General features: G+C 72.1%; 21 protein-coding genes. 8 read left to right on the top strand and 13 right to left on the bottom strand.

Annotation, left to right across the window (positions count from 1 at the left end):
• Position 1 precedes the first annotated feature (1 nt).
• From PSEJ31_RS0109920 to rpsB, 7 genes are all read right to left on the bottom strand, one after another.
• On the bottom strand, positions 2–865 hold the full coding sequence (locus PSEJ31_RS0109920; protein ID WP_028915359.1) for a phosphatidate cytidylyltransferase: 864 nt from the start codon (positions 863–865) through the stop codon (positions 2–4).
• A complete protein-coding gene (gene uppS / locus PSEJ31_RS0109925; RefSeq protein WP_026010285.1) occupies positions 862–1,611 on the bottom strand; it encodes a polyprenyl diphosphate synthase in 750 nt (249 codons plus the stop codon). Before uppS ends, PSEJ31_RS0109920 begins: the two co-directional genes overlap by 4 nt.
• 25 nt (positions 1,612–1,636) lie before the next feature.
• Positions 1,637–2,194, bottom strand: coding sequence for a ribosome recycling factor (gene frr / locus PSEJ31_RS0109930; protein WP_019397588.1), 558 nt, complete (start codon positions 2,192–2,194; stop codon positions 1,637–1,639).
• 135 nt (positions 2,195–2,329) lie between these two features.
• On the bottom strand, positions 2,330–3,052 hold the full coding sequence (pyrH, locus tag PSEJ31_RS0109935) for a UMP kinase (RefSeq protein WP_026010286.1): 723 nt from the start codon (positions 3,050–3,052) through the stop codon (positions 2,330–2,332).
• Positions 3,053–3,125: 73 nt separating this feature from the next.
• The gene (locus PSEJ31_RS0109940; RefSeq protein ID WP_019397590.1) at positions 3,126–4,616 is read right to left on the bottom strand and encodes a GGDEF domain-containing protein; all 1,491 of its coding nucleotides are present in this window, start codon (positions 4,614–4,616) and stop codon (positions 3,126–3,128) included.
• Between the two features lie 183 nt (positions 4,617–4,799).
• Positions 4,800–5,678: a translation elongation factor Ts gene (gene tsf, locus PSEJ31_RS0109945; RefSeq protein ID WP_028915360.1), complete on the bottom strand. Its 879-nt coding sequence runs from the start codon at positions 5,676–5,678 to the stop codon at positions 4,800–4,802.
• Positions 5,679–5,838: 160 nt separating this feature from the next.
• The gene (gene rpsB / locus PSEJ31_RS0109950; protein WP_028915361.1) at positions 5,839–6,654 is read right to left on the bottom strand and encodes a 30S ribosomal protein S2; all 816 of its coding nucleotides are present in this window, start codon (positions 6,652–6,654) and stop codon (positions 5,839–5,841) included.
• Positions 6,655–7,012: 358 nt separating this feature from the next.
• Here rpsB and map point away from each other — a divergent pair, with 358 nt between their 5' ends.
• From map to dapE, 6 genes are read left to right on the top strand one after another with little or no spacing between them, the layout of a single operon-like run.
• Complete coding sequence (map, locus tag PSEJ31_RS0109955; protein WP_019398607.1) at positions 7,013–7,789, top strand: type I methionyl aminopeptidase; 777 nt, start codon at positions 7,013–7,015, stop codon at positions 7,787–7,789.
• Positions 7,786–10,410 (top strand): [protein-PII] uridylyltransferase, encoded by a 2,625-nt coding sequence (gene glnD, locus PSEJ31_RS0109960; RefSeq protein WP_084220846.1) that lies wholly within the window; start codon positions 7,786–7,788, stop codon positions 10,408–10,410. Before map ends, glnD begins: the two co-directional genes overlap by 4 nt.
• A complete protein-coding gene (dapD, locus tag PSEJ31_RS0109965; RefSeq protein ID WP_019398605.1) occupies positions 10,410–11,318 on the top strand; it encodes a 2,3,4,5-tetrahydropyridine-2,6-dicarboxylate N-succinyltransferase in 909 nt (302 codons plus the stop codon). Before glnD ends, dapD begins: the two co-directional genes overlap by 1 nt.
• A gap of 36 nt (positions 11,319–11,354) precedes the next feature.
• Positions 11,355–13,262 carry a CocE/NonD family hydrolase gene (locus tag PSEJ31_RS0109970; RefSeq protein WP_019398604.1) on the top strand — a complete coding sequence of 636 codons (1,908 nt, stop codon included), beginning with the start codon at positions 11,355–11,357 and terminating at the stop codon, positions 13,260–13,262.
• Positions 13,263–13,286: 24 nt separating this feature from the next.
• The gene (locus tag PSEJ31_RS0109975) at positions 13,287–13,646 is read left to right on the top strand and encodes an arsenate reductase (protein WP_019398603.1); all 360 of its coding nucleotides are present in this window, start codon (positions 13,287–13,289) and stop codon (positions 13,644–13,646) included.
• 46 nt (positions 13,647–13,692) lie between these two features.
• Entirely contained in the window at positions 13,693–14,838 is a 1,146-nt protein-coding gene (dapE, locus tag PSEJ31_RS0109980) for a succinyl-diaminopimelate desuccinylase (protein WP_028915363.1), read from the top strand.
• A 3-nt stretch (positions 14,839–14,841) separates the two neighbouring features.
• Here the strand turns inward: dapE and PSEJ31_RS0109985 are convergent, their stop codons facing one another.
• Together PSEJ31_RS0109985 and PSEJ31_RS17110 are read right to left on the bottom strand one after the other, a co-directional pair.
• Positions 14,842–16,515: an AarF/UbiB family protein gene (locus tag PSEJ31_RS0109985; RefSeq protein WP_028915364.1), complete on the bottom strand. Its 1,674-nt coding sequence runs from the start codon at positions 16,513–16,515 to the stop codon at positions 14,842–14,844.
• Between the two features lie 82 nt (positions 16,516–16,597).
• Positions 16,598–16,882 carry a hypothetical protein gene (locus PSEJ31_RS17110; protein ID WP_186828132.1) on the bottom strand — a complete coding sequence of 95 codons (285 nt, stop codon included), beginning with the start codon at positions 16,880–16,882 and terminating at the stop codon, positions 16,598–16,600.
• Between PSEJ31_RS17110 and asnB the strand changes: the two genes are divergently transcribed.
• A complete protein-coding gene (asnB, locus tag PSEJ31_RS0109990) occupies positions 16,863–18,557 on the top strand; it encodes an asparagine synthase B (protein ID WP_019398600.1) in 1,695 nt (564 codons plus the stop codon). The genes PSEJ31_RS17110 and asnB overlap by 20 nt on opposite strands.
• Before the next feature lie 118 nt (positions 18,558–18,675).
• Here the strand turns inward: asnB and PSEJ31_RS0109995 are convergent, their stop codons facing one another.
• Positions 18,676–19,434 (bottom strand): NAD-dependent deacylase, encoded by a 759-nt coding sequence (locus PSEJ31_RS0109995; RefSeq protein ID WP_051403713.1) that lies wholly within the window; start codon positions 19,432–19,434, stop codon positions 18,676–18,678.
• A gap of 22 nt (positions 19,435–19,456) precedes the next feature.
• Entirely contained in the window at positions 19,457–21,823 is a 2,367-nt protein-coding gene (locus PSEJ31_RS0110000; RefSeq protein WP_028915366.1) for a penicillin acylase family protein, read from the bottom strand.
• 117 nt (positions 21,824–21,940) lie between these two features.
• On the opposite strand from PSEJ31_RS0110000, the gene bfr reads away from it, so the two are divergent.
• Positions 21,941–22,432, top strand: coding sequence for a bacterioferritin (gene bfr, locus PSEJ31_RS0110005; RefSeq protein WP_028915367.1), 492 nt, complete (start codon positions 21,941–21,943; stop codon positions 22,430–22,432).
• Positions 22,433–22,471: 39 nt separating this feature from the next.
• Here the strand turns inward: bfr and PSEJ31_RS0110010 are convergent, their stop codons facing one another.
• On the bottom strand, positions 22,472–23,128 hold the full coding sequence (locus PSEJ31_RS0110010; RefSeq protein WP_028915368.1) for a thiopurine S-methyltransferase: 657 nt from the start codon (positions 23,126–23,128) through the stop codon (positions 22,472–22,474).
• 95 nt (positions 23,129–23,223) lie between these two features.
• Complete coding sequence (parC, locus tag PSEJ31_RS0110015; RefSeq protein ID WP_028915369.1) at positions 23,224–25,467, bottom strand: DNA topoisomerase IV subunit A; 2,244 nt, start codon at positions 25,465–25,467, stop codon at positions 23,224–23,226.
• Between the last annotated feature and the right edge of the window lie 24 nt (positions 25,468–25,491).

Genomic DNA, 25,491 nt, shown 5'->3' on the forward strand with positions numbered 1-25,491 from the left:
CTCAGAACCCGGCGATTTCCTTGCCGATGGCGAAGACCGGCAGGGCGGCGAGGACGCCGTCGATGCGGTCCAGTACGCCGCCGTGGCCCGGGATCAGGTCGCCGGAATCCTTCACCCCGGCCTGGCGCTTGAGCAGGCTCTCGACCAGGTCGCCGACGATCGAGGCCAGGGCCGCGACCAGCGCGACCAGCGCCAGGCCCGGCCACTGCGCCACGCCGGCGCCGGCCAGGGCGCCGAAGGCCAGGGCCACCAGCACCGCGCCGGCAATGCCGCCCAGCGCGCCCTCGACCGTCTTGTTGGGGCTGATGGTCGGCGCCAGCTTGCGCCGGCCCAGGTGGCGGCCGGCGAAGTAGGCACCGGTGTCGGCCGCCCAGACCAGGGCCAGCGCGGCCAGCAGCCAGCGGTGGGCCATCGGCTCGCCCGGACCGCCGAGGGCGGCGAAGCTGTCCGAGTGCACCAGGCACAGGGCGCACCACGCCGGGACCACGGCCAGGGTGCCGGCGGCCAGCTTGAGCGCGCGGTTGGCGGGGCGGTCGGCGGCGCCGAAGCCCGGGCGCCACAGCCACAGCAGGGACAGCACCCAGCCGGCGGCGCCGGCCAGGGTCGCCAGCTGGAACAGCACCGGCGAGAAGCCGGCCTCGCTGCGCGAGGCCCAGACCAGCAGGACCATCAGCAGCAGGTTCAGGCCCACCAGCACGGTGCGCGGCAGGCTGTCGTCGACCCCGGCCAGCTTCAGCCATTCCCACAGGCCGGTCAGCATGGCCAGGGCGGCCACGGCGGCCAGCCACGGGGTGGGCAGCAGCAGGATGGCGGCGATGGCCGTTGGGGCCATCACCAGGGCAGCAATCACGCGGGTGCGGGTCATGCGGAGGTCTCCGCTGCGGCGATCTGCGCGCTGGTCAGGCCGAACCGGCGCTCGCGCCGGCCGAAGTCGTCCAGGGCACGCTGCAGCACGCTGGCGTCCACGTCGGGCCAGAGCGTGTCGGTGAACCACAGCTCGGTGTAGGCCAGCTGCCAGAGCAGGAAGTTGCTGATCCGGTGGTCGCCACCGGTGCGGATGAACAGGTCCGGCGGGGGCAGGTCGGCCAGGGCGACGTGGGCGGCCATGGCCGCCTCGTCGATCCGCTCCGGGTCCAGGCGCCCGGCGGCCACCTCGCGCGCCAGGGCGCGGGCGGCGAAGGCGATGTCCTGGCGCCCGCCGTAGCTGGCGGCAACGGCCAGCTCGAGGCGGCCGTTGCCGGCGGTCTGCGCCTCGGCGGCGGCCATGCGCTCGCGGATCGCCGGGGAAAAGCGCTCGCGGTCGCCGATGAAGCGCAGGCGCACGCCGCGCTTGTCCAGCGCCCCGACCTCGCGTTCCAGCGCGCCCAGGAACAGCTTCATCAGGGCGTTGACTTCCTCCTCGGGCCGGCCCCAGTTTTCGCTGGAGAAGGCGAACAGGGTCAGCGCCCCGATGCCCCGGTCCAGGCAGAAGTCGATGGTGCGCTCGGCCGCGCGCGCGCCGGCGCGGTGGCCGACCACGCGCGGGCGGCGGCGGCGCTGCGCCCAGCGGCCGTTGCCGTCCATGATGACGGCAAGGTGGCGGGGGACCGGGGTGCGTTCTGGGGCGGACATGAGGGTCATGCGGATGGCAGACCGCTCAGACCGCCATCAGTTCCTGTTCCTTGGCCTTGACCACCTCGTCGACGTCCTTGATCGCCTTGTCGGTGATCTTCTGGATCTCGTCCTCGGCGCGGCGCACGTCGTCCTCGCTGATCTGCTTTTCCTTCAGCAGGTCCTTGACCTTCTGGTTGGCGTCGCGGCGGATGTTGCGGATGGCGACCTTGGCGTCCTCGCCCTCGCCGGCCACGACCTTGGCCAGCTCACGGCGGCGCTCCTCGGTCAGCGGCGGCAGGTTCAGGCGGATGGTGGTGCCGGCGGTGTTGGGGGTCAGGCCCAGGTCCGAGCCGAGGATGGCCTTCTCGATCGGGCCGACCATGCCCTTGTCCCAGGGCTGGATGACCAGGGAGCGGGCGTCGGACACGGAGACGGCGGCCACCTGCGACAGCGGGACCTCGCTGCCGTACGCGCTGACCCTGATCGAGTCGACCAGGCCGGTGGAGGCGCGCCCGGTGCGGACCTTGACGAGGTTGTGGCGCAGGGCCTCGATGCTCTTGGCCATGCGTGCCTGCGCGTCTTGCTTGATTTCGTTGATCATCGCCGTGTTTCCTGGTGGAGCCGAATCGGCCGATTATACGGGTAATGCCATCCCTGGCCCCGGGCGCGGCGGCAAGGCACGAAAAAGGGCCGCGCGTGCGCGGCCCTTCGCGGGGTCGGGGTGCGGCGGCCGCGGTCAGCGGCGGGCGCGGACCAGGGTGCCGATCGGCTCGCCGCGCAGGATGCCCATCAGGTTGCCCGGCACCGACAGGTCGTAGACCCGCAGCGGGATGCCGTGGTCGCGGCACAGGGCGAAGGCGGCGGTGTCCATCACCTGCAGGTCGCGGGCGATGACCTCGTTGTGGTCCAGTTCCTCGAAGCGCACCGCGTCGGGGTGCTTCTTCGGGTCCTTGTCGTACACGCCGTCGACCTTGGTGGCCTTCAGCAGCAGGTCGGCGTTGATCTCGATCGCGCGCAGGGCGGCGGCCGAGTCGGTGGTGAAGAACGGGTTGCCGGTGCCGGCGGCGAAGATCGCGATGCGGCCCTTCTCCAGGTGGCGCACGGCGCGGCGGCGGATGTAGTCCTCGCACACGTCGTTGATCTTGATCGCGCTCATCACCCGGACCTTGCCGCCGAGCTTCTCCAGCGCGTCCTGCATGGCCAGGGCGTTGATCACCGTGGCCAGCATGCCCATCTGGTCGCCGGTCACCCGGTCCATGCCGCCGGCGGCCAGGCCGGCGCCACGGAAGATGTTGCCGCCGCCGATCACCAGGGCGATCTCGGCACCGGCCTCGCGGGCCTCCATCACCTCGCCGGCGATGCGCCGGATCACCACCGGGTCGATGCCGTAGTCCTCCGACCCCATCAGCGCCTCTCCCGAAAGTTTCAGCAGCACGCGACGGTGGACGAGATCGGACATGGGGGGCCTCGGGAGTGGGGTGGACAAACGCGGGGATTCTAGCGGAAACCCCGGCGCCTGCGCCCGCACATCCTCACTGCCCGTGCTGGCCCACCTGGTTGCGGCCGCGGCGCTTGGCCAGGTACAGGGCCTGGTCGGCGGCCTGGAGCATGGCGCGGGCGTCGGCGAACGGGCTGTCGTGGCCGTCGCGGCTGGCGACGCCGGCGGAGAAGGTCACGTACAGCGGGTGGCCATCGACCACCGCCATCGGGGTGCGCGCGGTCTCCTCGAGGATCCGCCGCAGCACCCGTGCCGCGGCGGCCTCGTTGGAATGGGCCAGCACCACCAGGAACTCCTCGCCGCCGTAGCGCGCGACCAGGTCGGTGCTGCGCAGCAGGCGCTGCAGGGTCTGGGCGAACTGGCGCAGGACCTGGTCGCCGACCAGGTGGCCGTGGCGGTCGTTGATCTGCTTGAAGCCGTCCAGGTCGACGAAGGCGATCGACAGCGGCTGGCCGGCGGCGCTGGCGGCGGCGAACTCGCGCTCCAGCGCCTCCTCCAGCTGCATGCGGTTGTAGACCCCGGTCAGCGGGTCGCGCCGGGCCTGTTCGGTCAGGTGGCGGATGTGCTCGCGCGAGGCGTCGGCCTCGCGGCGGGCGCGGGCGGCCTCCTGGATCTCGCGCAGGTTGCGCAGCACCAGCAGCTCGCGCGCCTGCTCGATGATCGCCTGCAGGTGCGCCGGCTGCACGATGCGCATGTCGAACAGGGCGCCGAAGCCCTGCGCCGCCGAGGCCATCTGCGCCAGCAGGCTGTCCAGGGTGCCGGGGCCGCCGATGCCGCCGGCCTCGATCCGGGCCTCGGCCGCGGTGCGCAGGGCACCGTCGGGGTCGTCGTCGGCCAGCCACAGGGTGGCCACCGCGCCGGAGGCGAACACGCACGCCTGGAAGGCGTTGGCCGGGGCCGGGCAGCCCTCGCTGGCGGCGATCGCGTCGCACAGGTGGTCGGGCAGCTGCCACTGCCGGGCCAGCCAGGCGCCGGCCGCGGCATGGTCGTCGCCGAGCACCTCGCGCTCGCGCTCCAGCGGTGCCGGGACGCGGCCGCCGTCCTGCAGGGCCAGCCAGGCATCGGGGCGGGCCTGCAGCAGGGCCAGGGCGCCGATGTCCTGCAGCAGGCCGGCCAGCATCAGGTCCTCCAGCCGTTCCAGCCCGGCGTGCTCGCCCAGCAGGCGTGCGGCCAGGGCCGACAGCACGCTGCGCTTCCACAGCCGTTCCTGCTCGGCGGCGGCGCCGTCGGTGGCGCGCAGGCCGCGGGCCAGGGAGAAGCCCAGGGCCAGGCTCAGGGTGGCGTTGAGGCCCAGCATGGTGGTCGCCTGGGCCAGGGTCTCGACCCGGCGGCGCCCTGCGTACAGCGGGGAATTGGCCACCCGCAGCAGGCGCGCGCTGAGCGCGGGGTCCATGGCGATCACCCGCGCGGCGGTGGCCAGGTCCGCGTCGGGGTCCTGGGCCAGTTCGATGATCTGCAGGGCGATCGCCGGCGGCGACGGCAGGTTGCGGCAGTGCAGGAGGCTGGCTTCGAGGTCCGGGTGCATCGTCTGTGGCTGTCAGGGGGAAACCTGCCGCCGTGGCGTGGGTCCACGGTCCCAACGTGGCGGTCCATGCGCTGGCGCATGGCTGCCTCCGCTACCGGTATCGGCTGGCTCGCCGGGGCCTTTAATGCGGAAAAGCCGCGGCGGGGCCGCGGCTTTTCCTCGGGGACTGCGCCAGGAGGCTGATCAGGCCAGGCCGGCCTGCTTCATGACCTCGGCGGCGAAGTCGTCTTCCTTCTTCTCGATGCCTTCGCCCACGGCCAGGCGCTCGAAGCGGACCACCTCGGCGCCGGCGGCCTTCAGCACCTGCTCGACGCTCTGGTTGGTGTCCAGCACGTACGGCTGGCCGTACAGGGTCACCTCGTTGACGATCTTGTTGATCTTGCCGGAGATGATCTTCTCCAGGATCTCGGCCGGCTTGGCCTTGTCCTTCTCGGACATCTTGGCCAGCTCGATCTCCTTCTCCTTGGCGATGAACTCGGCCGGGACGTCGGAGGCCTTGATGTGCGGCGGGTTCATGGCCGCCACGTGCATGGCGATGCCACGGGCCAGCTCGGCGTCGCCGCCCTTGACCTCGACCAGCACGCCGATGCGGCCGCCGTGGACGTAGGCGGCGACGTTGTTGGCGCTGTCGATGAGGGCCAGGCGGCGGACCTGCACGTTCTCGCCGACCTTGGCGATGACCGCGGCGCGGGCTTCCTCGACGGTCTCGCCGGAGGCCAGCTTGGCGGCCTTCAGGGCCTCGACGTCGTCGGCGCCGGAGGCCAGCGCGGCCTGGGCGACGGCCTCGGCGAAGGCCAGGAAGTTGGTGTCCTTGGCCACGAAGTCGGTCTCGGAGTTGATCTCCACCAGCACGGCCTTGCCGCCGTCCTGGGCGACCGCGATGCGGCCGTCGGCGGCCACGCGGCCGGCCTTCTTGTCGGCCTTGGCCAGGCCGGCCTTGCGCAGCCACTCGGCGGCGGCGTCGATGTTGCCGTTGTTCTCGGTCAGGGCCTTCTTGCACTCCATCATGCCGGCGCCGGTGCGCTCGCGCAGTTCCTTGACCAGGGAAGCAGTGATTTCCACGGGAATTCCTCTCTAACGGGATGAAGGTGGCTCCGCGCCGGGGCGGAGCGGGCGGAGGGCCGTCGCGCATGCCTGCGCGGGGCGGCCCGCCCGCAAGCGGGCCTGCCTGGGGCGGGCCCGCGGGGGATGGCGGCCGCGCGGGGCGGCCGCCGGGTGCGGCTTACTCGGCCGCGGCGGCCTCGCCTTCCTCGGCCTTGCCCTTGCGCGGGCCCTTCTTGGCCGGGGCGCGGCGGGCGCCCTTGGCCTCGTCGGCCTCGATGAAGTCGCTCTCGGTCACGGTGGCGGCGTGCGGGGCGGCGGCCTTGCCCTCCAGCACCGCGTCGGCGGCGGCGCGGGCGTACAGCTGCACGGCGCGGATGGCGTCGTCGTTGCCCGGGATCGCGTAGTCGACCAGGTTGGGGTCGTAGTTGGTGTCGACCACGGCCACCACCGGGATGCCCAGCTTCTTGGCTTCCTTGATGGCGATGTCCTCGTGGCCGATGTCGATCACGAACAGGGCGTCGGGCAGGCGGTTCATGTCCTTGATGCCGCCCAGCGAGGCTTCCAGCTTGTCGCGCTCGCGGCGCAGGCCCAGGACCTCGTGCTTGACCAGCTTTTCGAAGGTGCCGTCGGTCTCGGCGGCCTCCAGCTCCTTCAGGCGGGCGACCGACTGCTTGACGGTGCGGAAGTTGGTCAGGGTGCCGCCCAGCCAGCGCTGGGTCATGTACGGCATGCCGCAGCGCTCGGCCTCTTCCTTCATGGCGTCGCGCGCGCTGCGCTTGGTGCCGATGAACAGGATGGTGCCGCGCTTCTGCGCGATGCCCGAGATGAAGTTCATCGCGTCCTGGAACAGCGGGACGGTCTTCTCGAGGTTGATGATGTGGATCTTGCCGCGCGCACCGAAGATGTACGGGGCCATCTTCGGGTTCCAGTAACGGGTCTGGTGGCCGAAGTGGACGCCGGCTTCCAGCATCTGGCGCATGGTGATCTGGGGCATTGCAGAACTCCTGGCAGTGGAACCGCCCCGCGGCCTGTCTGGGCAATGTGCGGGCGCCCGGGCGTGGCGCCGCGGGCATGGGTTCCGGGGTTGGGCCTCCCTGGCGCTTCCGTGGCCGAACCTGTCTGGCAGGCACCCCGGCACGGGCATTGGCGTCAGGTGTGTATTCGCCGGCCGGGACGGAGCCCGGTACCCTGCGCCCGGCGTGGGCGTCCCCCTGGCGGGGGCAAACAGAGACGCGGAAGTATACCTGCCGGGGCGGGGGCGGGGCAAACGACCCGGGGTGCGGGGGCGTGGCAGGCCGCGTGCGGGCGCGGAAGGGCCGCCGGAGGGGCGCGAATAGGCGATAATCCCCGCCATGACCCTGCACCTCAAGACCCCCGAAGAAATCGAGAAGATGCGCGTCGCCGGCCGCCTGGCCGCCGAGGTGCTGGAAATGATCACCCCGCACGTGAAGCCGGGGGTGAGCACCGAGGAACTGGACCGCATCTGCCACGACTACATCGTCAACGTGCAGGGCGCGATCCCGGCCAACGTCGGCTACCGGGGCTACCCCAAGGCCACCTGCATCTCCGTCAACAACGTCATCTGCCACGGCATCCCGAGCGCCACCAAGGTCCTCAAGGACGGCGACATCGTCAACATCGACGTCACCGTGATCAAGGACGGCTGGCACGGCGACACCAGCCGCATGTACTACGCCGGCACCCCGTCGGTGATGGCCCGGCGCCTGGTCGAGACCACGTTCGAGGCGATGTGGCGCGGCATCCGCGCGGTGAAGCCGGGTGCCACCCTGGGCGACGTCGGCCACGCCATCCAGAGCTACGCCGAATCCGAGCGCTTCTCGGTGGTGCGCGAGTACTGCGGCCACGGCATCGGCAAGGTCTACCACGACGAGCCGCAGGTGCTGCACTACGGCCGCCCGGGCGAGGGCCTGGTGCTCAAGCCGGGCATGACCTTCACCATCGAGCCGATGATCAACGAGGGCACCCGCTACACCCGCGTGCTGCCCGACGGCTGGACCGTGGTCACCAAGGACCGCAAGCTCTCCGCGCAGTGGGAGCACATGGTCGCCGTCACCGAGGACGGGGTGGACGTGCTGACGCTGGCGCCGGGCCAGCAGCCGCCGGCGTGAGCGGTCCCGGCCCGGTGGACGTGGCTGGCGTCGCCGCGACCAGCGACGCCGACTGGGCCGCCACCGCCCGCGCCCAGCTGGCCGCCGCCGACGCGCGGCTGGCCCGCCGCTACGGCCCCGAGGCCGACATCGACCGCCTGCTGGCGCTGCGCGCGCGCGCGGTGGACCTGGTCCTGCGCCAGGCCTGGGCGCGCTGCCTGGGCGAGGCTCCCGGGCTGGCCCTGTTCGCGGTGGGTGGCTACGGCCGCGGCGAACTGTTCCCGCGCTCGGACATCGACCTGCTGGTGCTGGCCGAGGCCGGCGCGCAGCAGGCGCACGAGGCCGCGCTTTCCCGCTTCTTCGCCCTGGCGTGGGACGCCGGCCTGCCGGTCGGCCACGCCGTGCGCTCGCCCGCCGAGTGCACCGCCGCGGCCGCCGACCAGACGGTGATGACCGCGCTGCTGGAGGCGCGCCCGCTGGTGGCCGACGCCGCCGCGCAGGCGGCCCTGGCCGACGCCATCTCCCCGCAGCGGGTATGGCCGCCGCGCGAGTTCTTCCTGGCCAAGCGCGAGGAGCTGCAGGCGCGCCACCAGCGCTTCGGCGACACATCCGACAACCTCGAGCCCAACATCAAGGACGGCCCCGGCGGCCTGCGCGACCTGCACACCCTGGGCTGGATGGCGCTGCGCGCGTTCGGCGTCAGCGACCTGCACGCGGTGGTGGAGCTGGGCCACCTGGGCCAGGACGAGGCCGCGGCGCTGGCGCGCGAGCGCCGCGCCCTGGGCCGCCTGCGCTTCGGCCTGCACCTGGTGGCCGGGCGCCCCGAGGAGCGGCTGGGCTTCGACTACCAGAAGCTGCTGGCGCGGCGCCTGGGGCTTGAGGACGACGCCCACAGCCTGGCGGTCGAAAAGATGATGCAGGGCTTCTACCGCAGCGCCGCGATCGTGCGCCGGATCAGCGACCGGCTGCTGCAGCGCTTCGAGGAGACCTTCGACGGCGAGGCCGAGGCGGTGCCGCTGAACCCGGACTTCGGGCTCAAGCGCGGCTACCTCGCGGCCGCCGCGCCGTACTGGCCGGAGCGCGACCTGCGCGAGGTGCTGGGGCTGTTCTCGACCTGGGCCGCGCATCCGGAGATCCGCGGCCTGCACTCGCGCACCGCGCGCGCGCTGGCCGAGGCGCTGCCGCGGCTGCCGCCCTATACCGAGGCCGGCCCGGCGGCGCGCGCCCGCTTCATGGCCCTGCTGCGCGGGCCGCGCCCGGTCGAGACCCTGACCCGGCTGGCGCGGCTGGGCGTGCTCGGCCAGTACCTGCCGGCCTTCGCCCGGGTCTCCGGGCGCATGCAGTTCGACCTGTTCCACGCCTACACCGTGGACCAGCACACCCTGATGGTGCTGCGGAACATGGCGGGTTTCGCCAGCGGCCAGCCGGACGAGCGCTTCTCCATCGCCCACGAGGTCTGGCCGCGCCTGCGCAAACCCGAGCTGCTGCTGCTGGCCGGCCTGTTCCACGACATCGCCAAGGGCCGCGGCGGCGACCATTCCGAGCTAGGCGCGGTGGACGCGCGCGAGTTCTGCGCCGCGCACGGGCTCAGCGAGTCCGACACCGGGCTCGTGGCCTGGCTGGTGGAGCAGCACCTGCGCATGTCGGTGACCGCGCAGAAGCAGGACATCGCCGACCCGGAGGTGGTGCGCCGCTTCGCCATCCTGATGGGCGAGCGCGAGCGCCTGGACTACCTGTACCTGCTGACCTGCGCCGACATCGCCGGCACCAGCCCCAAGGTCTGGAACGCATGGAAGGACCGCCTGCTGGCCGACCTCTACCTGGCCACCCGGCGCATGCTGCGCGAGGGCCTGGAGGCGCCGCTGGACGTGGAGGCGCGGGTGGCCGAGGCGCGCGAGGAGACCCGTGCCCTGGTGCGCGCGGCCGGCTTCGACGACGCCACCATCGACCGCCAGTTCGCGCAGATGCCGGACGAGGCCTTCCTGCGCTTCCGACCCGAGCAGCTGGCCTGGCAGACCATGCTGCTGGTGGACGTGCGCATGGGCGACACCCGGGTCGCGGTGCGGCGCATCGCCGGCACCGCGCTGGAGGTGTTCGTGCATTCGCCCGACCGCGACGGCCTGTTCGCCGCGATCGTGGCCACCCTGGACCGGCACGGCTACGGCATCCACCAGGCGCGCGTGCTGATGGGCCCCAACGGCACCGTGTTCGACACCTTCGAGGTGCTGCCGGCCGACAGCTTCGCCAGCGGCGACCCGGTGCAGCTGGAGGCGGCCTTGGCCCAGGCCCTGTCCGGCGAGCTGGACCAGGTGCGCGCCACCCGGCGCGCCGCGCCGCGGCAGTTGCGCCATTTCCGTTTCCCGCCGACGGTGGAGTTCAACACCACCGCCGACGGCCGCCGCAGCCTGCTGTCGCTGGTCTGCCCGGACCGCCCGGGCCTGCTGGCGGAGGTGGCGCTGGCGCTGCGCGCCTGCCGGCTGCGCGTGCACGACGCGCGCATCGCCACCTTCGGCGAGCGCGCCGAGGACCTTTTCCAGATCACCGACGAGCATGACCGGCCGCTGGACGGCGCCGCGCAGGAGGCCCTGCGCGCCGAGCTCCGCACGCGGCTGGATCCCGACAGCACAGGAGCCGCACGCTGATGGCAACGACGCCGAAGAAGACCCCCGCCACCCGCAAGCCCGCCGCGCCGCGCAAGCGCGCCGTCGCCGCCGCCGAGAAGCCCGGCCTGGCCGAGCTGCGCTTCTCGATCGAGGACGCGTTCGAACGCCGCGCCAGCCTGACCCTGGACGAGATCGACGGCTCCACCCGGCCGCTGGTCGAGCGCGTGATCGGCGGCCTGGAGAGCGGCGAGTTCCGCGTGGCCGAGCCGGACGGCAACGGCGGCTGGCAGGTCAACGAATGGCTCAAGAAGGCCGTGCTGCTGTACTTCCGGGTCAACGACATGGTGGTGATGGAAGGCGCGCCCGGCCCGTACTGGGACAAGGTGCCGCTGCGCTTCCAGGGCTGGGGCGAGGCCGAGTTCCGCAAGCTTGGCGTGCGCGTGGTGCCGGGCACCGTCGCCCGCCGCGGCACCTACTTCGGCAAGGACGTGGTGCTGATGCCCAGCTTCGTCAACATCGGCGCGCACGTGGGCGAGGGCACCATGGTCGACACCTGGGCCACGGTCGGTTCCTGCGCGCAGGTCGGCAAGCACTGCCACATCTCCGGCGGCGCCGGCATCGGCGGCGTGCTCGAGCCGCTGCAGGCCAGCCCGACCATCATCGAGGACCACTGCTTCATCGGCGCGCGCTCGGAGGTGGTGGAGGGCGTGGTCGTCGGCCACCACAGCGTGATCGGCATGGGCGTGTTCCTCGGCCAGTCGACCCGCATCTACAACCGCGCCACCGGCGAGATCAGCTATGGCTACGTGCCGCCGTACAGCGTGGTGGTGTCCGGCTCGCTGCCGGCTGCCGACGGAAGCCATTCGCTGTACTGTGCGGTGGTCGTCAAGCAGGTCGACGCCAGGACCCGCGCCAAGACCAGCATCAACGAGCTGCTGCGCGGCTGAGGATCCAGATCGTCCACTCCCGGGGGGTGAATGCCCATGAAGGCGGAACGCAGGAAGGGGAAGCGGGTTGGCTGGCTGGCGGCGGTGCTGGCGGCGGTGGTGCCGCTGGCATGCGCCGGGGAGCTGTCCCGCTACAGCGAGGACGGCCTGCGCGCCGAGCTGGCGGAGATCGCCGAGGCCGAGACCGCGGTGCTGGTGCCGATGCGCGACGGCGTCGGCCTGTCCACCAACGTCTGGCGGCCGAAGGGCGCCACCGGCAAGCTGCCGACGGTGCTGTGGAAGACCCCGTACAACGAGCACAACCCGCGCGGGCGCTCGGCGCAGCTGGCGATCGAGGCCGTGCGCCGCGGCTACGCCTTCGTGGTGCAGAACGAGCGCGGCCGCTACTTCAGCCAGGGCGACTACGAGATCCTCGGCCATCCGCAGACCGACGGCTGGGACACCCTGGACTGGATCGCGGCCCAGCCCTGGTCCAACGGCAAGGTCGGCACCCTGGGCTGCTCGTCCTCGGCCGAATGGCAGCTGGCGCTGGCGGCGCTGGACCACCCGGCGCACGCGGCGATGGTGCCGATGGCCGCCGGCGCCGGCATCGGCAAGGTCGGACGCTTCCGCGAGCAGGGCAACTTCTACACCGGCGGCGTGCCGCGCATCCTGTTTGCGGTGTGGATGTACGGGGTGGACAACCCGCTGCGCGCGCAGCTGCCGCAGGACCTCGACGGCCCGCTGCGCGCGCGCGTGGCCCAGTACAACGACCTGCACGCGACCAAGCCCAAGGTCGACTGGGCCAGGCACATCTGGCACCTGCCGTACAGCGAACTGCTGTCCTCGCTGGGCGAGCCGCCGGCGACCTTCGAGGCGCTGATCCGCCGCAACGGCCCGGCCGACCCGGCCTGGGAACAGGGTGGCCTGTACCACGACTCCATGGGCTGGGGCGTGCCGGCGCTGTGGTTCAACAGCTGGTACGACGTGTCCATCGGCCCGAACCTGGAGCTGTTCAACCACGCACGCAACGCCGGCACCGACGCCGAGGCCAGCGCCAACCAGTACGTGGTGGTCGGCCCCAACCCGCACTGCCAGTTCTGGCAGCTGGGCCCCGACTACACGGTCGGCGCGCGCAAGGTCGGCGACGCCAGCTTCCCGGTCAGCGAGCAGATCTGGGCGTTCTTCGACCGCTGGCTGAAGGGCGAGAAGAAGGCCTTCCCGTCCAGCACGCCGAAGGTGCGCTACTTCACCATCGGCCTGGACAAGTGGCAGGCCGACGAGCAGTGGCCGCCGAAGGCGGCCAGGCCGCTGCGCCTGTACCTGCATTCGGACGGCCGCGCCAACTCGCTGCACGGCGACGGCCGGCTGTCGCCCGGACCGCCGCCCGCCGGCGCGCCGGCCGACCGCTTCGTCTACGACCCGGCCAACCCGGTGCAGACCATCGGCGGCGGCGACTGCTGCAACGGCGGCCTGGTGACGCCCGGCGCCTTCGACCAGCGCCAGGTGGAGGCCCGCCACGATGTTCTGGTCTACACCAGCGAGCCGCTGGAGCAGCCGCTGGAAGTGACCGGCTTCGTCGACGCGGTGCTCAAGGTCTCCTCCAGCGCGCCGGACACCGACTTTGCGGTGAAGCTGGTGGACGTGGCCCCGGACGGCACCGCGTGGATCGTCGGCGACACCATGCTGCGCGCGCGCTACCGCGACGGCTACGAGTCGCCGCGGCTGATGCAGCCGGGCCAGGTCTACGAGCTGCGGCCGACCCCGATCGCCACCTCGATCCAGTTCGGCAAGGGCCACCGCATCCGCGTGGAAGTGACCAGTTCCAACTTCCCCAAGTTCGCCCGCAACCTCAACACCGGCGGCGCGAACGAGACCGAGTCCGAGCCGGTGGTGGCGGAGAACGCCGTGCACCACTCGGCAGACGCCGCCAGCTACATCGAACTGCCCGTGGTCGCGCGCTGAGCGCGGCCGCGCCCCGGAGACTGCATGAGCAACACGATCTACGGCCTGAAGAACTGCGATACCTGCAAGAAGGCGACCAAGTGGCTGGACCGCTTCGGCGTGCCGTACACCTTCGTCGACTACCGCGACAACAAGCCCTCGCCGGAGACCCTGGTGGAGTGGGCGGGCAAGGCCGGCGGCTTCGATGCCCTGGTCAACAAGTCCTCCACCACCTGGCGCCAGCTGCCGGAGAACCGCAAGTCGCCGGGCAGCGAGGCGGAGTGGAAGCTGTTGCTGCGCGAGCATCCGCAGCTGGTGCGCCGCCCGGTGGTGGTCCGGGAGGACGGCAGCTTCAGCCAGGGCTTCTCCGACAACGGCTTCAAGAAGCTGTTCGGCGTCGGCTGAGGCCATACCGCGGCGGCCGGCCGCAACCCGGATAGGGATCGAGAGCATGAGCGAAGTCCTGGACCTGGCCTGCGAACTGATCGCGCGTCCCTCGGTGACGCCGGACGACGCCGGCTGCCAGGCGTTGCTGGCCGCGCGCCTGCGGCGCGCCGGCTTCGCCTGCGAATCGCTGCGCTACGGCCAGGTCGACAACCTGTGGGCCACGCATGGCAGCGGCGAGGGCCCGGTGCTGGTGCTGCTGGGACATACCGACGTGGTCCCGCCCGGCCCGCGCGAGGCCTGGGCCAGCGATCCATTCCAGCCGCAGGTGCGCGACGGCGTGCTGTACGGCCGCGGCGCGGCCGACATGAAGGGCAGCGTGGCCGCGTTCGTGGTCGCGGCCGAGCGCTTCGTCGCCGCGCATCCCGGCCATCCCGGCACGCTGGCGCTGCTGCTGACCTCGGACGAGGAGGGCGATGCCATCGACGGCGTGCGCCGCGTGGCCGAGACCTTCCGCCAGCGCGGGCAACGGATCGACTGGTGCATCACCGGCGAGCCGTCCTCGACCGCCAGGCTGGGCGACCTGCTGCGGGTGGGGCGCCGCGGCAGCCTGTCGGCCACGCTCACGGTGAAGGGCGTGCAGGGACACGTCGCCTATCCGCACAAGGCGCGCAACCCGATCCACCAGGCCGCGCCGGCGCTGGCCGAACTGGTGGCGCGGGTCTGGGACGAAGGCTACGAGAGCTTCCCGCCGACCAGCCTGCAGGTCAGCAACATCCACGCCGGCACCGGCGCCAACAACGTGATCCCCGGCGAGCTGCAGGTGCTGTTCAACCTGCGCTACAACCCGCACTGGGACGCGCCGCGGCTGGAGGCGGAGATCGCCGCACTGCTGGACCGCCATGGGCTCGGTTACGAGCTGCGCTGGCACCGCAGCGGCGAGCCGTTCTACACGCCCGAAGGCCCGCTGCGCCGCGCCGCGCGCGAGGTGCTGGCGGAAGTGGCGGGCGCGCCGCCGGAGGAAAGCACCGGCGGGGGCACCTCCGACGCGCGCTTCATCGCGCCGCTGGGCGCGCAGTGCATCGAGGTCGGGCCGGTGAACGCGTCCATCCACCAGGTCGACGAGCACGTGTCGGTGGCCGAGCTGGAGGCGCTGCCTGGCCTGTACCAGTGCCTGCTCGAGCGGCTGTTGCTGCAGCCCGGCGCGCGCTGAGCCTCAGGTCGGGCCGCTGCGTTCGGCCGGTTTGGCGCGGCGGTCGAAGATCAGCGCGCTGAGCGCAATGGCGATGCCCAGCCCGGCGCCGACCAGGAACAGCAGCACCGCCAGCACCGGGTAGCCGAACAGGGTCGTCTTGGTCTCGATCCTCATCAGCATCGCCGAGGACAGCAGCAGCGCCGCGGTCACCACCGCGGCGGCGATGCGGTTGGCGATCTTCTGCAGGTTCTCCATGATCCTGGAGTGGTCCAGGCCGTCCAGGCGGACCTGCATCTTGTTCTCGGCCAGCAGCGACAGGGTGTCGGAGATCTTGCGCGGCGCGTCGCGCAGCAGCGCCTGCACCTCAAGCGCCTCGCTGGCCATGTTGGCGCTGGAGAACGAGCGCCTCAGCTGCTTGCGCATGATCGACTGCAGGTGTTCCTCCACCAGCTCGCGCACGTCCATTTCCGGGTCCAGCGCGTCGGCCACCCGCTCGAGGTTGAGCAGGGTCTTGCCGAGCAGGCTGATCTCCGGCGGCACCCGCAGGCCGCGTTCGGCCGCGCAGGCCACCAGGTCCAGCAGCAGCCGGCCCTCCGAGGTGCGGCGGCCGCCGGTGGCGTAGCGCGCCACCAGCTGCCCGGTGTCGCGGCTGAAGGCGGCATCGTCGAATTGCTCCAGGCGCGTGCCGATCGCCACCAGCTCGCGCGCCACGTCCTCGCCGCGCGCGTCGACCGCGGCGAACAGCAGCTTGAGCAGGCGCTCGCGCATGCGCGGCGCCACCTGCGCGACCATGCCCAGGTCGATCAGCGCCAGGCGTCCGTCGCGGCATAGCAGCACGTTGCCCGGGTGCGGGTCGGCATGGATGTCGCCGTTGACGAACACCTGGTCCAGGTAGGCGCGCATCAGTTCCGAAGCCGGCGTGCGCAGGTCCAGCTCGGTGCGCTGCAGGCCGGTGACCGAGGTGACCTTCTCGCCGTGCACAAGTTCCATGGTCAGCACCTTGCAGGTGCTCAGGCCCCAGACCGGCGCCGGCACGAACAGGTGCGGGTATTCGGAAAGGCGCTCGCGGAAGCGCTCCAGGTTCTCGGCCTCGCGCCGGTAGTCCAGCTCCAGCAGCAGGATCTTGCGGAACTCGGCGATCCAGTCGGCGAAGCGCAGGCGGCGCCCGGCCTGGGTCAGCGCATCGGCGGTGCCGGCCAGTCCGGCCAGCACTTCCAGGTCCAGGCGGATGGCGGCTTCCATGCCCGGGCGCTGCACCTTCACCGCCACTTCGCGGCCGTCGCGCAGGGTCGCGCGGTGCACCTGGGCCAGCGAGGCGGCGGCCAGCGGCACCGGGTCGAAGCTGGCGAAGATGCGGCCGACCTTGGCGCCCAGCTCCTCCTCGATGGTCTTCTCGATCACCGCGGTCGGCACCGGCGCGACCTCGTCCTGGATCCGGTCCAGTGCGTCGATGTAGGCCGCGGGCACCAGGTCCGGGCGGGTGGACAGGGATTGCCCCAGCTTGATGAAGGCCGGGCCCAGCGCCTCCAGGTCGGCGGCGAAGGCCTTGGCCTCGGCGACCTCCGATACGTGGGCCACGGTCGGTTCCACCGGCGGCGCCTGGCTCCAGTCCATCCCGGTCAGGATGCGGCGATGGCGCGCCAGGCGGGTAACGACCTGGGTGGTGCGGGTCAGGCGGCGACTGGTTTCAGGCAAGGCGGTGTCTCCCCGGGCGGTGCGGCGGCCGGCGCCGGATGCGCCGTGGGCGGAGTATTGGGGCCGCCGCGTGAGCGAGGCGTCAGTTGCCAAGGCAACGGTTGCGGCGGGCCCGGCGCGGGGTTAACGTGCGGCCCATGCCTTCGATCAGCCGCGCCAATCCGGCCAATGCCAACCGCAACAATATTGCGGCGAATAACCGTACGCGGCCGATGCGGGGGCGCCACCGGGCATAAGCAGGAACTGCCCGGGGAACGAGAAAACCCGCATCGGCCGATGCGGGTTTTTTTGTGCCCGCCACCGGAGTGCGACCACCACCACGCGCCAACATCCAGGAGTCCCTTCCCATGTGTTCGATCTTCGGCATCTTCGGCCTGCAACCGGGCGATGACCTGCAGCAGCTGCGCCGGCAGTCGCTGGACCTGTCGCAGCGCCAGCGCCACCGCGGCCCCGACTGGAGCGGCGTGTACGTGGACGAAGGGGCGATCCTGGTGCACGAGCGCCTGGCCATCGTCGACCCGGCCGGCGGCTCGCAGCCGCTGCTGTCGGAGGATGGCGAACTGGCGCTGGCGGTGAACGGCGAGATCTACAACCACGCCCTGCTGAAGGACGAACTGCGCCAGCCGTACGCGTTCCGGACCGCCTCCGACTGCGAGGTGATCAACGCGCTGTACCGCGAGGACGCGCCGGCTTCGTTCCTCAACCGGCTCAATGGCATCTTCGCCTTCGCCCTGTGGGACAAGGCCAGGGGGCGCGCCATCATCGCGCGCGACCCGATCGGCGTGGTGCCGCTGTACTGGGGCCACGACCGCGAGGGCCGCCTGCGCGTGGCCTCGGAGATGAAGGCGCTGGTGGACGAATGCGCGGACGTGGCCCAGTTCCCGCCGGGGCACTGGTACGACACCGCCACCGGCGAGCTCACGAAGTACTACCAGCGGCCGTGGCGCGACTACGCCGCGGTGGAGGGCGTGTCGGTGCCGCTGCAGGAGCTGCGCGAGGCGTTCGAGGCGGCGGTGCACCGCCAGCTGATGACCGACGTGCCCTACGGCGTGCTGCTGTCCGGGGGGCTGGATTCCTCGCTGGTGGCGGCGGTGGCCGCGCGTTACGCGCGCCACCGGGTCGAGGATGGCGGCCGCAGCGAGGCCTGGTGGCCGCGCCTGCATTCCTTCGCCATCGGCCTGAAGGGTTCGCCGGACCTGGCCGCGGCCAAGGTCGCCGCCGACGCCCTGGGCACCGTGCACCACGGCTTCGAGTACACCTTCGAGGAAGGCCTGGACGCGCTGCCGGAAGTGATCCGCCACATCGAGACCTACGACGTCACCACCATCCGTGCGTCCACGCCGATGTTCCTGCTGGCGCGGCGGATCAAGGCCATGGGCGTGAAGATGGTGCTGTCCGGCGAGGGCAGCGACGAGGTGTTCGGCGGCTACCTGTACTTCCACAAGGCGCCCAACGCGCGCGAGTTCCACGAGGAGCTGGTGCGCAAGCTCGATGCGCTCAACTACTACGACTGCCTGCGCGCGAACAAGTCGATGATGGCCTGGGGCGTGGAGCCGCGGGTGCCGTTCCTGGACCGCGAGTTCCTCGACGTGGCCATGCGCATGGACGCCGCGCACAAGATGGTGCGCAAGGGCGATGCCGGCCCGCAGCGGATGGAGAAGGGCATCCTGCGTGCCGCCTTCGACGGCTACCTGCCGCCGGAGATCCTGTGGCGGCAGAAGGAGCAGTTCAGCGACGGCGTTGGCTACGGCTGGATCGACGGGCTCAAGGCGCACGCCGAGGCGCAGGTCTCCGACCGCGAACTGGCCGCGGCCGACAAGCGCTTCCCGGTCAACCCGCCGCAGACCAAGGAGGCGTATTTCTACCGCACGATCTTCGAGCGCTACTTCCCCGGCCAGGCCGCGGCGGAGACGGTGCCCGGCGGCAAGTCGATCGCCTGCTCCTCGCCGGCGGCGATCGCCTGGGACGCGAGCTTCGCGAAGATGGCAGACCCCTCCGGCCGCGCGGTGGCCGGCGTGCACAACGAGGCACTGGCGGGGTGACGCACCGCTGTCCCTCCTCTCTCCCCGGGAGAGAGGAGGGGTGAGGGCCGGTGTGCCGGCCATGTGGAAGTCCCGGCCTCTCAACCCACCCTGGCGCCCCGCCAACCCGGCGGGGGCTTCAGGGCCGCAGCAATAGCTCAGCCAGCAATGGCAGCCCCACGGCCGCATTGAGTGGCAGCCGGTGGATACGGCGCGCACCCGGCGCGCCCGGCTGCGGATTGACTTCGACCACCACCGCATCACGCGGCGCCAGCCCGACCAGCCCGGCGGCCGGCTGGACCACGCCGGAGGTGCCGACCACCAGCAACAGGTCGCAGCCGGCGATGCGTTCCTGCGCCTGCCGCAAGACGGTGTCGTCGAGCATTTCCCCGAACCAGGCCACGCCCGGACGCACTTCACCGCCGCAGTGCGCGCAGCGCGGCGGCTCCAGCCGCCGCTGCGCCGCGCCCGGAGGTGAAGGCAGCGGGTGCGGAGCCGCGCAGTCGAAGCAGCGTGGCGCGAACAGGCTGCCATGCAGGTGCAGGACGTCGGCCACGCCGGCGCGCTCGTGCAGGTCGTCCACGTTCTGGGTGACCACCTGTGCGCCCAGGGCCTGCTGCATCCGCGCCACGGCCAGGTGGCCCGGATTGGGCGCGGCCTGCATCACCAGCCCGCGCCGCCATTCGTACCAGCCCCAGACCAGGGCGCTGTCGCGGCGCCAGGCCTGCGGGGTGGCCAGCTGCTGCGGATCGAACTCGTGCCACAGGCCATTGCTGCCGGAGCGGAAGGTGGGGATGCCGCTGTCGGCGGACATGCCGGCGCCGCTGAACACCACGATGCGTTCGAAGCGGCGCGACAGCCCCTGTCGCAGGGCAGGATCGAGGGTGGAATCCGGCATGGGTGGTGTGCTTGCGGTGGTTTCATTCCCGCGCGGCGACCGGCCGCAGGGTGAGCGTGTATCTTGCCGGCCCCGGGAGGAACGGGGTGGGCCGGCCGTGGACCCAGTCGTCGTGGCCGGCGCCGCGGAATGGCGACAGCGGATGCCCGCCCTGGCCGCCGGGCATGTGCGCCAGGCCGTCCTGCTCGCGGCCGGGCGCCACCACCATGCGCTGCGAGGCGCCGAACGCGGGCGCGGCGACGCGCGGCACGATGCGGTCGCCGCGCAGTTCGTCGGCCGGCATGCACAGGCGCCGGGCCAGCAGCGCGGGCACGGCCGCGGACAGCGGATGGCAGATGCGAGCAGTGTTTTCCTCGCCCCAGCGGCGTGCGGCCAGGGGCCCGGCCGCGGCCAGCGCGTCGCGCACCTCGGCGGCGGCATCCTCCAGCAGCGCTTCCCAGCTGTCGAAGCCTGCCGGAAGCAGGTGCGGCGGGCGCTGCCGCAGCAGCGGCCAGGCCACGCCTTCCAGCTGCGGCAACGCAGGCAGCTCGAACTCCGGCCCCAGCCGTGCCAGCGCGGGCGCGGCCAGGCCGCGGGCAATGCGCGCGTGCACTGCCAGGCGCCAGGCGCGGACCAGGCGGTAGGCCACCGACTCCGGCGCGGCATGGCCGTTCCAGTCTCCGCCGGCATCGGCCAGGGCGCGCAGCGCCGAGCCCGCGGGAGCGCGCCGGGCTTCGCCCAGCAGCAGGTCGTGCCACGGCTCCAGCAGCAGGGCGCGGTCGTCCAGCTGCATGGCCAGCAGCGCCTGCTCGTCGAAACGGTCCGCCGCGTGCAGGCGCTCGCGGATCTGCCAGGCGCGGATGCCCAGCGCATAGCCGCCATCACCCACGCGCGCCAGCGCCTCGCCGTCGAGGGTGCGGGCGTTGGCGGTCCACAGGCGCTGCCCGGGCGGGTCGCGCAGGACCGGCACGCTGGCGCTGGCGAGCGGCCACGGCGTGCAGGTAGCGGTGCTTCCGTCGGGCCGCAGGCCGGTGCAGCCGGGTGCGCGGGCGGGCAAGGGGCCGAGGATGCGCCAGGCGATGGCGCCGTGGCGGTCGGCGATGACCAGGTTCTGCGCCGGGATCGCGGCCTGGTCGGCGATCGCCAGGGCCTGGTCGAGGTCGGCCGCGTACGCGAAGCCGGCCAGGCCCAGGTTGAGCGCGCCGGGCAGGTGCGCCACCCAGCGCAGGGCCAGGGCCTGGCCATCGATGTCGGCGTGGACCAGCGGACCGGCCGCGGTCTCGCGGATCTCCAGCTGCACGTCGTCGCCGCCGGCCACGCGGATGGTTTCCACGTGCCGCGCCACCGGATCGCAGTCCTGGGCCTGGCCTTCGCCACAGGGGCGCACCGGGAACCAGTCCGCCGTGTCGGCATAGGCGTTGGTGAAGCCCCAGGCCACGTGGCCATTGCTGCCCACGACCACCGCCGGCAGGCCGGGCAGGGAGAAGCCGCTGACGTCGACCCGGCCGCCGGGCGCGGCCGGGTCCGGATAGCGCAGCCGCACCCGGAACCAGAGGTTGGGGGCACGCAGGCCCAGGTGCATGTCGTCGGCGACGATGGCGCGGCCGTCGGTGGTCAACGCGGCGCCCACCGCCCAGTTGTTGCTGCCGGGGCTGGCAGGCTCGTGCAGCGGCTGGCCGGCGGCGGGCGGAGCTGGCAGCCGGCGCAGGTCGACCGCCGCCGCGTCCGGCAGCGCGGCGTCGCCACGCGGCTGGGCCAGCAGCGGCGCGTCCCACTGGCTGCCGTCGTGCAGCAGCAGCTCGCGCAGCGGTGCCGGCAGGCGCCGGCCCAGCCGCCACAGCGCCAGCTCGCGGCGGTTCTCCGCGTCCTGCAGGTCGAAGTACATGGCGTAGCCGGCCAGGGCCGTGTCGGCTGGTTGCCACGGCCGGGGCGGCTGGCGCAGCAGCAGGTAGGGCCAGGGTCGCACCGGCAGTGCCTCCAGCCCGGCATTGACGCCTTCGGTGTAGGCCTGCAGCTGCGGCATCCGCGTGCCGGCGAAGGCATCCAGGCGCGCTTCCACGCGGGCGCGCAGCCGGTGGATGCGGCGCCTGCGGTCGGTGTCCAGCGCCCGCGGGCCGAACAGTCCGGCCAGTTCGCCGGCGGCGGCGCGGCGCAGCAGGTCCATCTCGAAGAAGCGCTCCTGCGCGTGCACGTAGCCAAGGGCGCGGGCGGCGTCCCCGGCGCTGGCGGCGTCGATGGTGACGATGCCCAGGGCATCGCGCTGCACCGTGGCCGGCGCCGCCAGGCCCGGCAGCGCCATGCTGCCCTCCAGGCGCGGCAGGCTGCCGCGCAGCAGCAGCCAGGCGGCCGCGGCCAGGGCCAGCAGGACCAGCGGCAGCGCGCAGGCCGCGCGCAATAGCCATCGACGCATGCGGGGCTCCCGGTGGGCGGCGGGTGCGAAGGCAGTGCAACTGCGACTGATTCCGATTGAAACATGGCCGCGGCGCTTGCGGCACACTGCGCCCCTGCGTTCCACCGGAGCACCCCCATGAAAGGCGACCCCGAAGTCATCGAATGCCTCAAGGAACTGCTGCGCGGCGAGCTGGCCGCGCGCGACCAGTACTTCCTGCATTCGCGCAGGTACGAGGACCTGGGCCTGAAGGCGCTGTACGAACGCATCAACCACGAGATGCAGGAAGAGACCGAGCACGCGGACGCGATCCTGCGCCGGATCCTGTTCCTGGAAGGCGAGCCGGACATGCGCCCGCACGGGTTCAAGCCCGGCACCACCGTGGTGGAGATGCTGGAGGCCGACCTGCGGGTGGAGTACGAGGTGCGTGCCAACCTCGCCGCGGCGATGAAGCTGTGCGAGGAAAGGCAGGACTACGTCAGCCGCGACATCCTGCTGGCCCAGCTCAAGGACACCGAGGAGGACCACGCCTGGTGGCTGGAGCAGCAGCTGCGCCTGATCCGCATGATCGGGCTGGAGAACTACCAGCTGTCCAAGCTCGAGGGCGACGGCGCCCCGGCCCACGGCTGAGCGTGGCGTGGTGCCGCGGCCCCCGCTGGCGGGCCGGGGCTAGCGGCGCCGCAGGCGGTAGACCGCGGTCGCCAGCGCGGTGACGCCATCGGCGACGAAGCGCGGCTCCTGGGCGAGGATGTCGCGCCGCTCCAGCAGCTCCATCTCCCAGTCCGCGGCGAACAGCCCGCGGACCTCGGTTTCCGCCACCGAAAACGGCGGGCCCTGCATCTGCTCCTGCGGATATTCCAGGGTGATCAGCAGGCCGCGGCAGCCGCGCGGCAGGCGGCCGTAGACCTGGCTGGCATAGCGGCGCCGCAGGGCGGTCGGCAGGGCGATCAGCGCGGCGCGGTCGTAGACCGCCTGCATCCGCGCCAGGGTGGCGTCGGCCAGCGCGAACACGTCGCCCTCGACCAGGTCGATGCGGCCGGCGCGATGGTGCAGCCCGTCCGCGTCCCGTTCCTGTTCCGGGGCCAGGCCGGCCTCGGCGAAGAACGCCTCCACCGCCAGCGGCGACAGCTCGCAACCCAGCACCCCATGCCCGCGCGCGGCCAGCCAGTGCATGTCCAGGGTCTTGCCGGCCAGCGGCACGAATACCGGCGCGCCGTCGGCCGCTCCCAGCCTGGGCCAGTGCTTTTCCAGCAGCGGCATCACCGCGTCGCGATGGAAGCCGGTGCGGCCCTCGCGCCAGCGCTGCAGCCAGAATTCCGGTTCCATCGTGCGACTCCTGTGGGGTGGCGCGGGACTGCACGGGATGCCTGCGACGGCGCCTGCCGCGCCGCCGCAAACTGCGGGTGCCAGGCTACGACGTGCTACTCGACGTCAAGGCCATCCACCTTCTGCCACCCCCGCGGCAGCAATCCACCCCGCGTCGCCCGCGCACCCAGATACGCATCCAGGTCCTTGAACGACAGGGTCATGGTGCGCTGGCCGCTGTAGACCTGCAGCTTCTGCGCCGGGCCGACCGCGGCCACCGCCACCACCCGCTCGGTGCCGAGCTTGGCGCGCGGGATGTCGATCAGCTTGTTGCCCTTGCCCTTGTCCAGCTCCGGCAGTTCGGCGGCCGGGATCGCCAGCAGGTGGCCGGCGCTGGTCACCGCGACGATGCGGTCGGTCCCGAGGTTGCCGACCAAAGCCGGCTGCAGCACGGTCGCGCCGGGCGCCAGGTTGATCAGCGCCTTGCCGGCCTTGTTGCGGCCGGTGAGGTTCTCGAAGCGGGTCACGAAGCCGTAGCCATGCGAGGACGCCAGCACGAAGCGGGTCTCGTCCTCGCCGCTGGCCAGGGCCAGGAAGGAGGCGCCGCTGGCGGGCGAGAAGCGGCCGGTCAGCGGCTCGCCGTTGCCGCGCGCCGAGGGCAGGGTGTGCGCCGGGGTCGAGTAGCTGCGGCCCTGGGAGTCGATGAAGGCCACCTGCCAGGTGCTGCGCGCGCGCACCGCCGCCAGCAGGGCGTCGCCCTCGCGGTAGGACAGGCCGGCGGCATCGACGTCGTGGCCCTTGGCCGCGCGCACCCAGCCCTTCTGCGACAACACCACGGTGACCGGCTCGCTGGGCACCAGCTCGGTCTCGTCGATGGCGTGCGCGGCCTCGCGCTGCACCAGCGGCGAGCGGCGGGCGTCGCCGAACTTCTTGGCGTCGGCCAGCAGCTCGTCCTTGACCAGCTTCTTGAGCTTGGCCTTGCTGTCCAGGGTGGCGAGGATGCGTTCCAGCTCCTTCGCCAGCTCCTCCTGCTCGCCGCGGATCTTCATCTCCTCCAGCCGGGCCAGCTGGCGCAGCCTGGTCTCGAGGATGTAGTCGGCCTGTTCCTCGGTCAGCCCGAAGCGGGCCATCAGCACCGGCCTGGGCTCGTCCTCGGTGCGGATGATGCGGATCACCTCGTCGAGGTTGAGGAAGGCGACCAGCAGGCCTTCCAGCAGGTGCAGGCGGCGCTCGACCTTCTCCTGGCGATGCTTGAGCCGGCGCACCACGGTGTCGGTGCGGAAGGTCAGCCACTCCTCCAGCAGGGTGCGCAGGTTCTTGACCGCCGGCTTGCCGTCCAGGCCGATGACGTTGAGGTTGACCCGGTAGCTCTTCTCCAGGTCGGTGGTGGCGAACAGGTGGCCCATCAGCTGCTCGGCGTCCACGCGGTTGGAGCGCGGCACCAGCACCACCCGCACCGGGTTGGCGTGGTCGGACTCGTCGCGGATGTCCTCCAGCCACGGCAGCTTCTTGGCGCGCATCTGCGCGGCGATCTGTTCGATCACCTTGGACGGGGAGACCTGGTAGGGCAGGGCGGTGACGACGAAGTTGCCGTTCTCCTTCTGCCAGGTGGCGCGGGCGCGGACGCTGCCGCTGCCGCTCTCGTACGTGGCGCGCAGCTCGGCCGGCGGGGTGATGATCTCCGCCTCGGTCGGGTAGTCCGGGCCGCGCACGTGCTCGCACAGGTCGGCGACGCTGGCGTCCGGGTCGTCGAGCAGGCGCACGCAGGCGCTGACGATCTCGTTGAGGTTGTGCGGCGGCACGTCGGTGGCCATGCCCACGGCGATGCCGGTGGTGCCGTTGAGCAGCAGGTGCGGCAGGCGCGCCGGCAGCCAGCTCGGCTCCTCCAGGGTGCCGTCGAAGTTCGGCGTCCAGTCCACCGTGCCCTGGCCCAGCTCGCCCAGCAGCACCTCGGCGATCGGGGTCAGCTTGGCCTCGGTGTAGCGCATGGCCGCGAACGACTTGGGGTCGTCGGGCGAGCCGAAGTTGCCCTGGCCCTCGATCAGCGGGTAGCGGTACGAGAACGGCTGGGCCATCAGCACCAGGGCCTCGTAGCAGGCCGAGTCGCCGTGCGGGTGGTACTTGCCGATGACGTCGCCGACGGTGCGCGCCGACTTCTTCGGCTTGGCCGCGGCGTTGAGCCCCAGCTCGCTCATCGAATAGATGATGCGCCGCTGCACCGGCTTGAGCCCGTCGCCGAGGAACGGCAGGGCGCGGTCCAGGACCACGTACATCGAATAGTCCAGGTAGGCGCGCTCGGCGTACTCGCGCAGCGGGATCTGTTCGAAGCCGTGGAAGGCGGGGCGGATGGTTTCGGTCATTGCGGGCACAGCTGCGGGACAGGA

Origin of the sequence: Pseudoxanthomonas sp. J31 (genome assembly GCF_000510725.1) — a bacterium.
In the GTDB taxonomy this organism is placed as follows: domain Bacteria; phylum Pseudomonadota; class Gammaproteobacteria; order Xanthomonadales; family Xanthomonadaceae; genus Pseudoxanthomonas.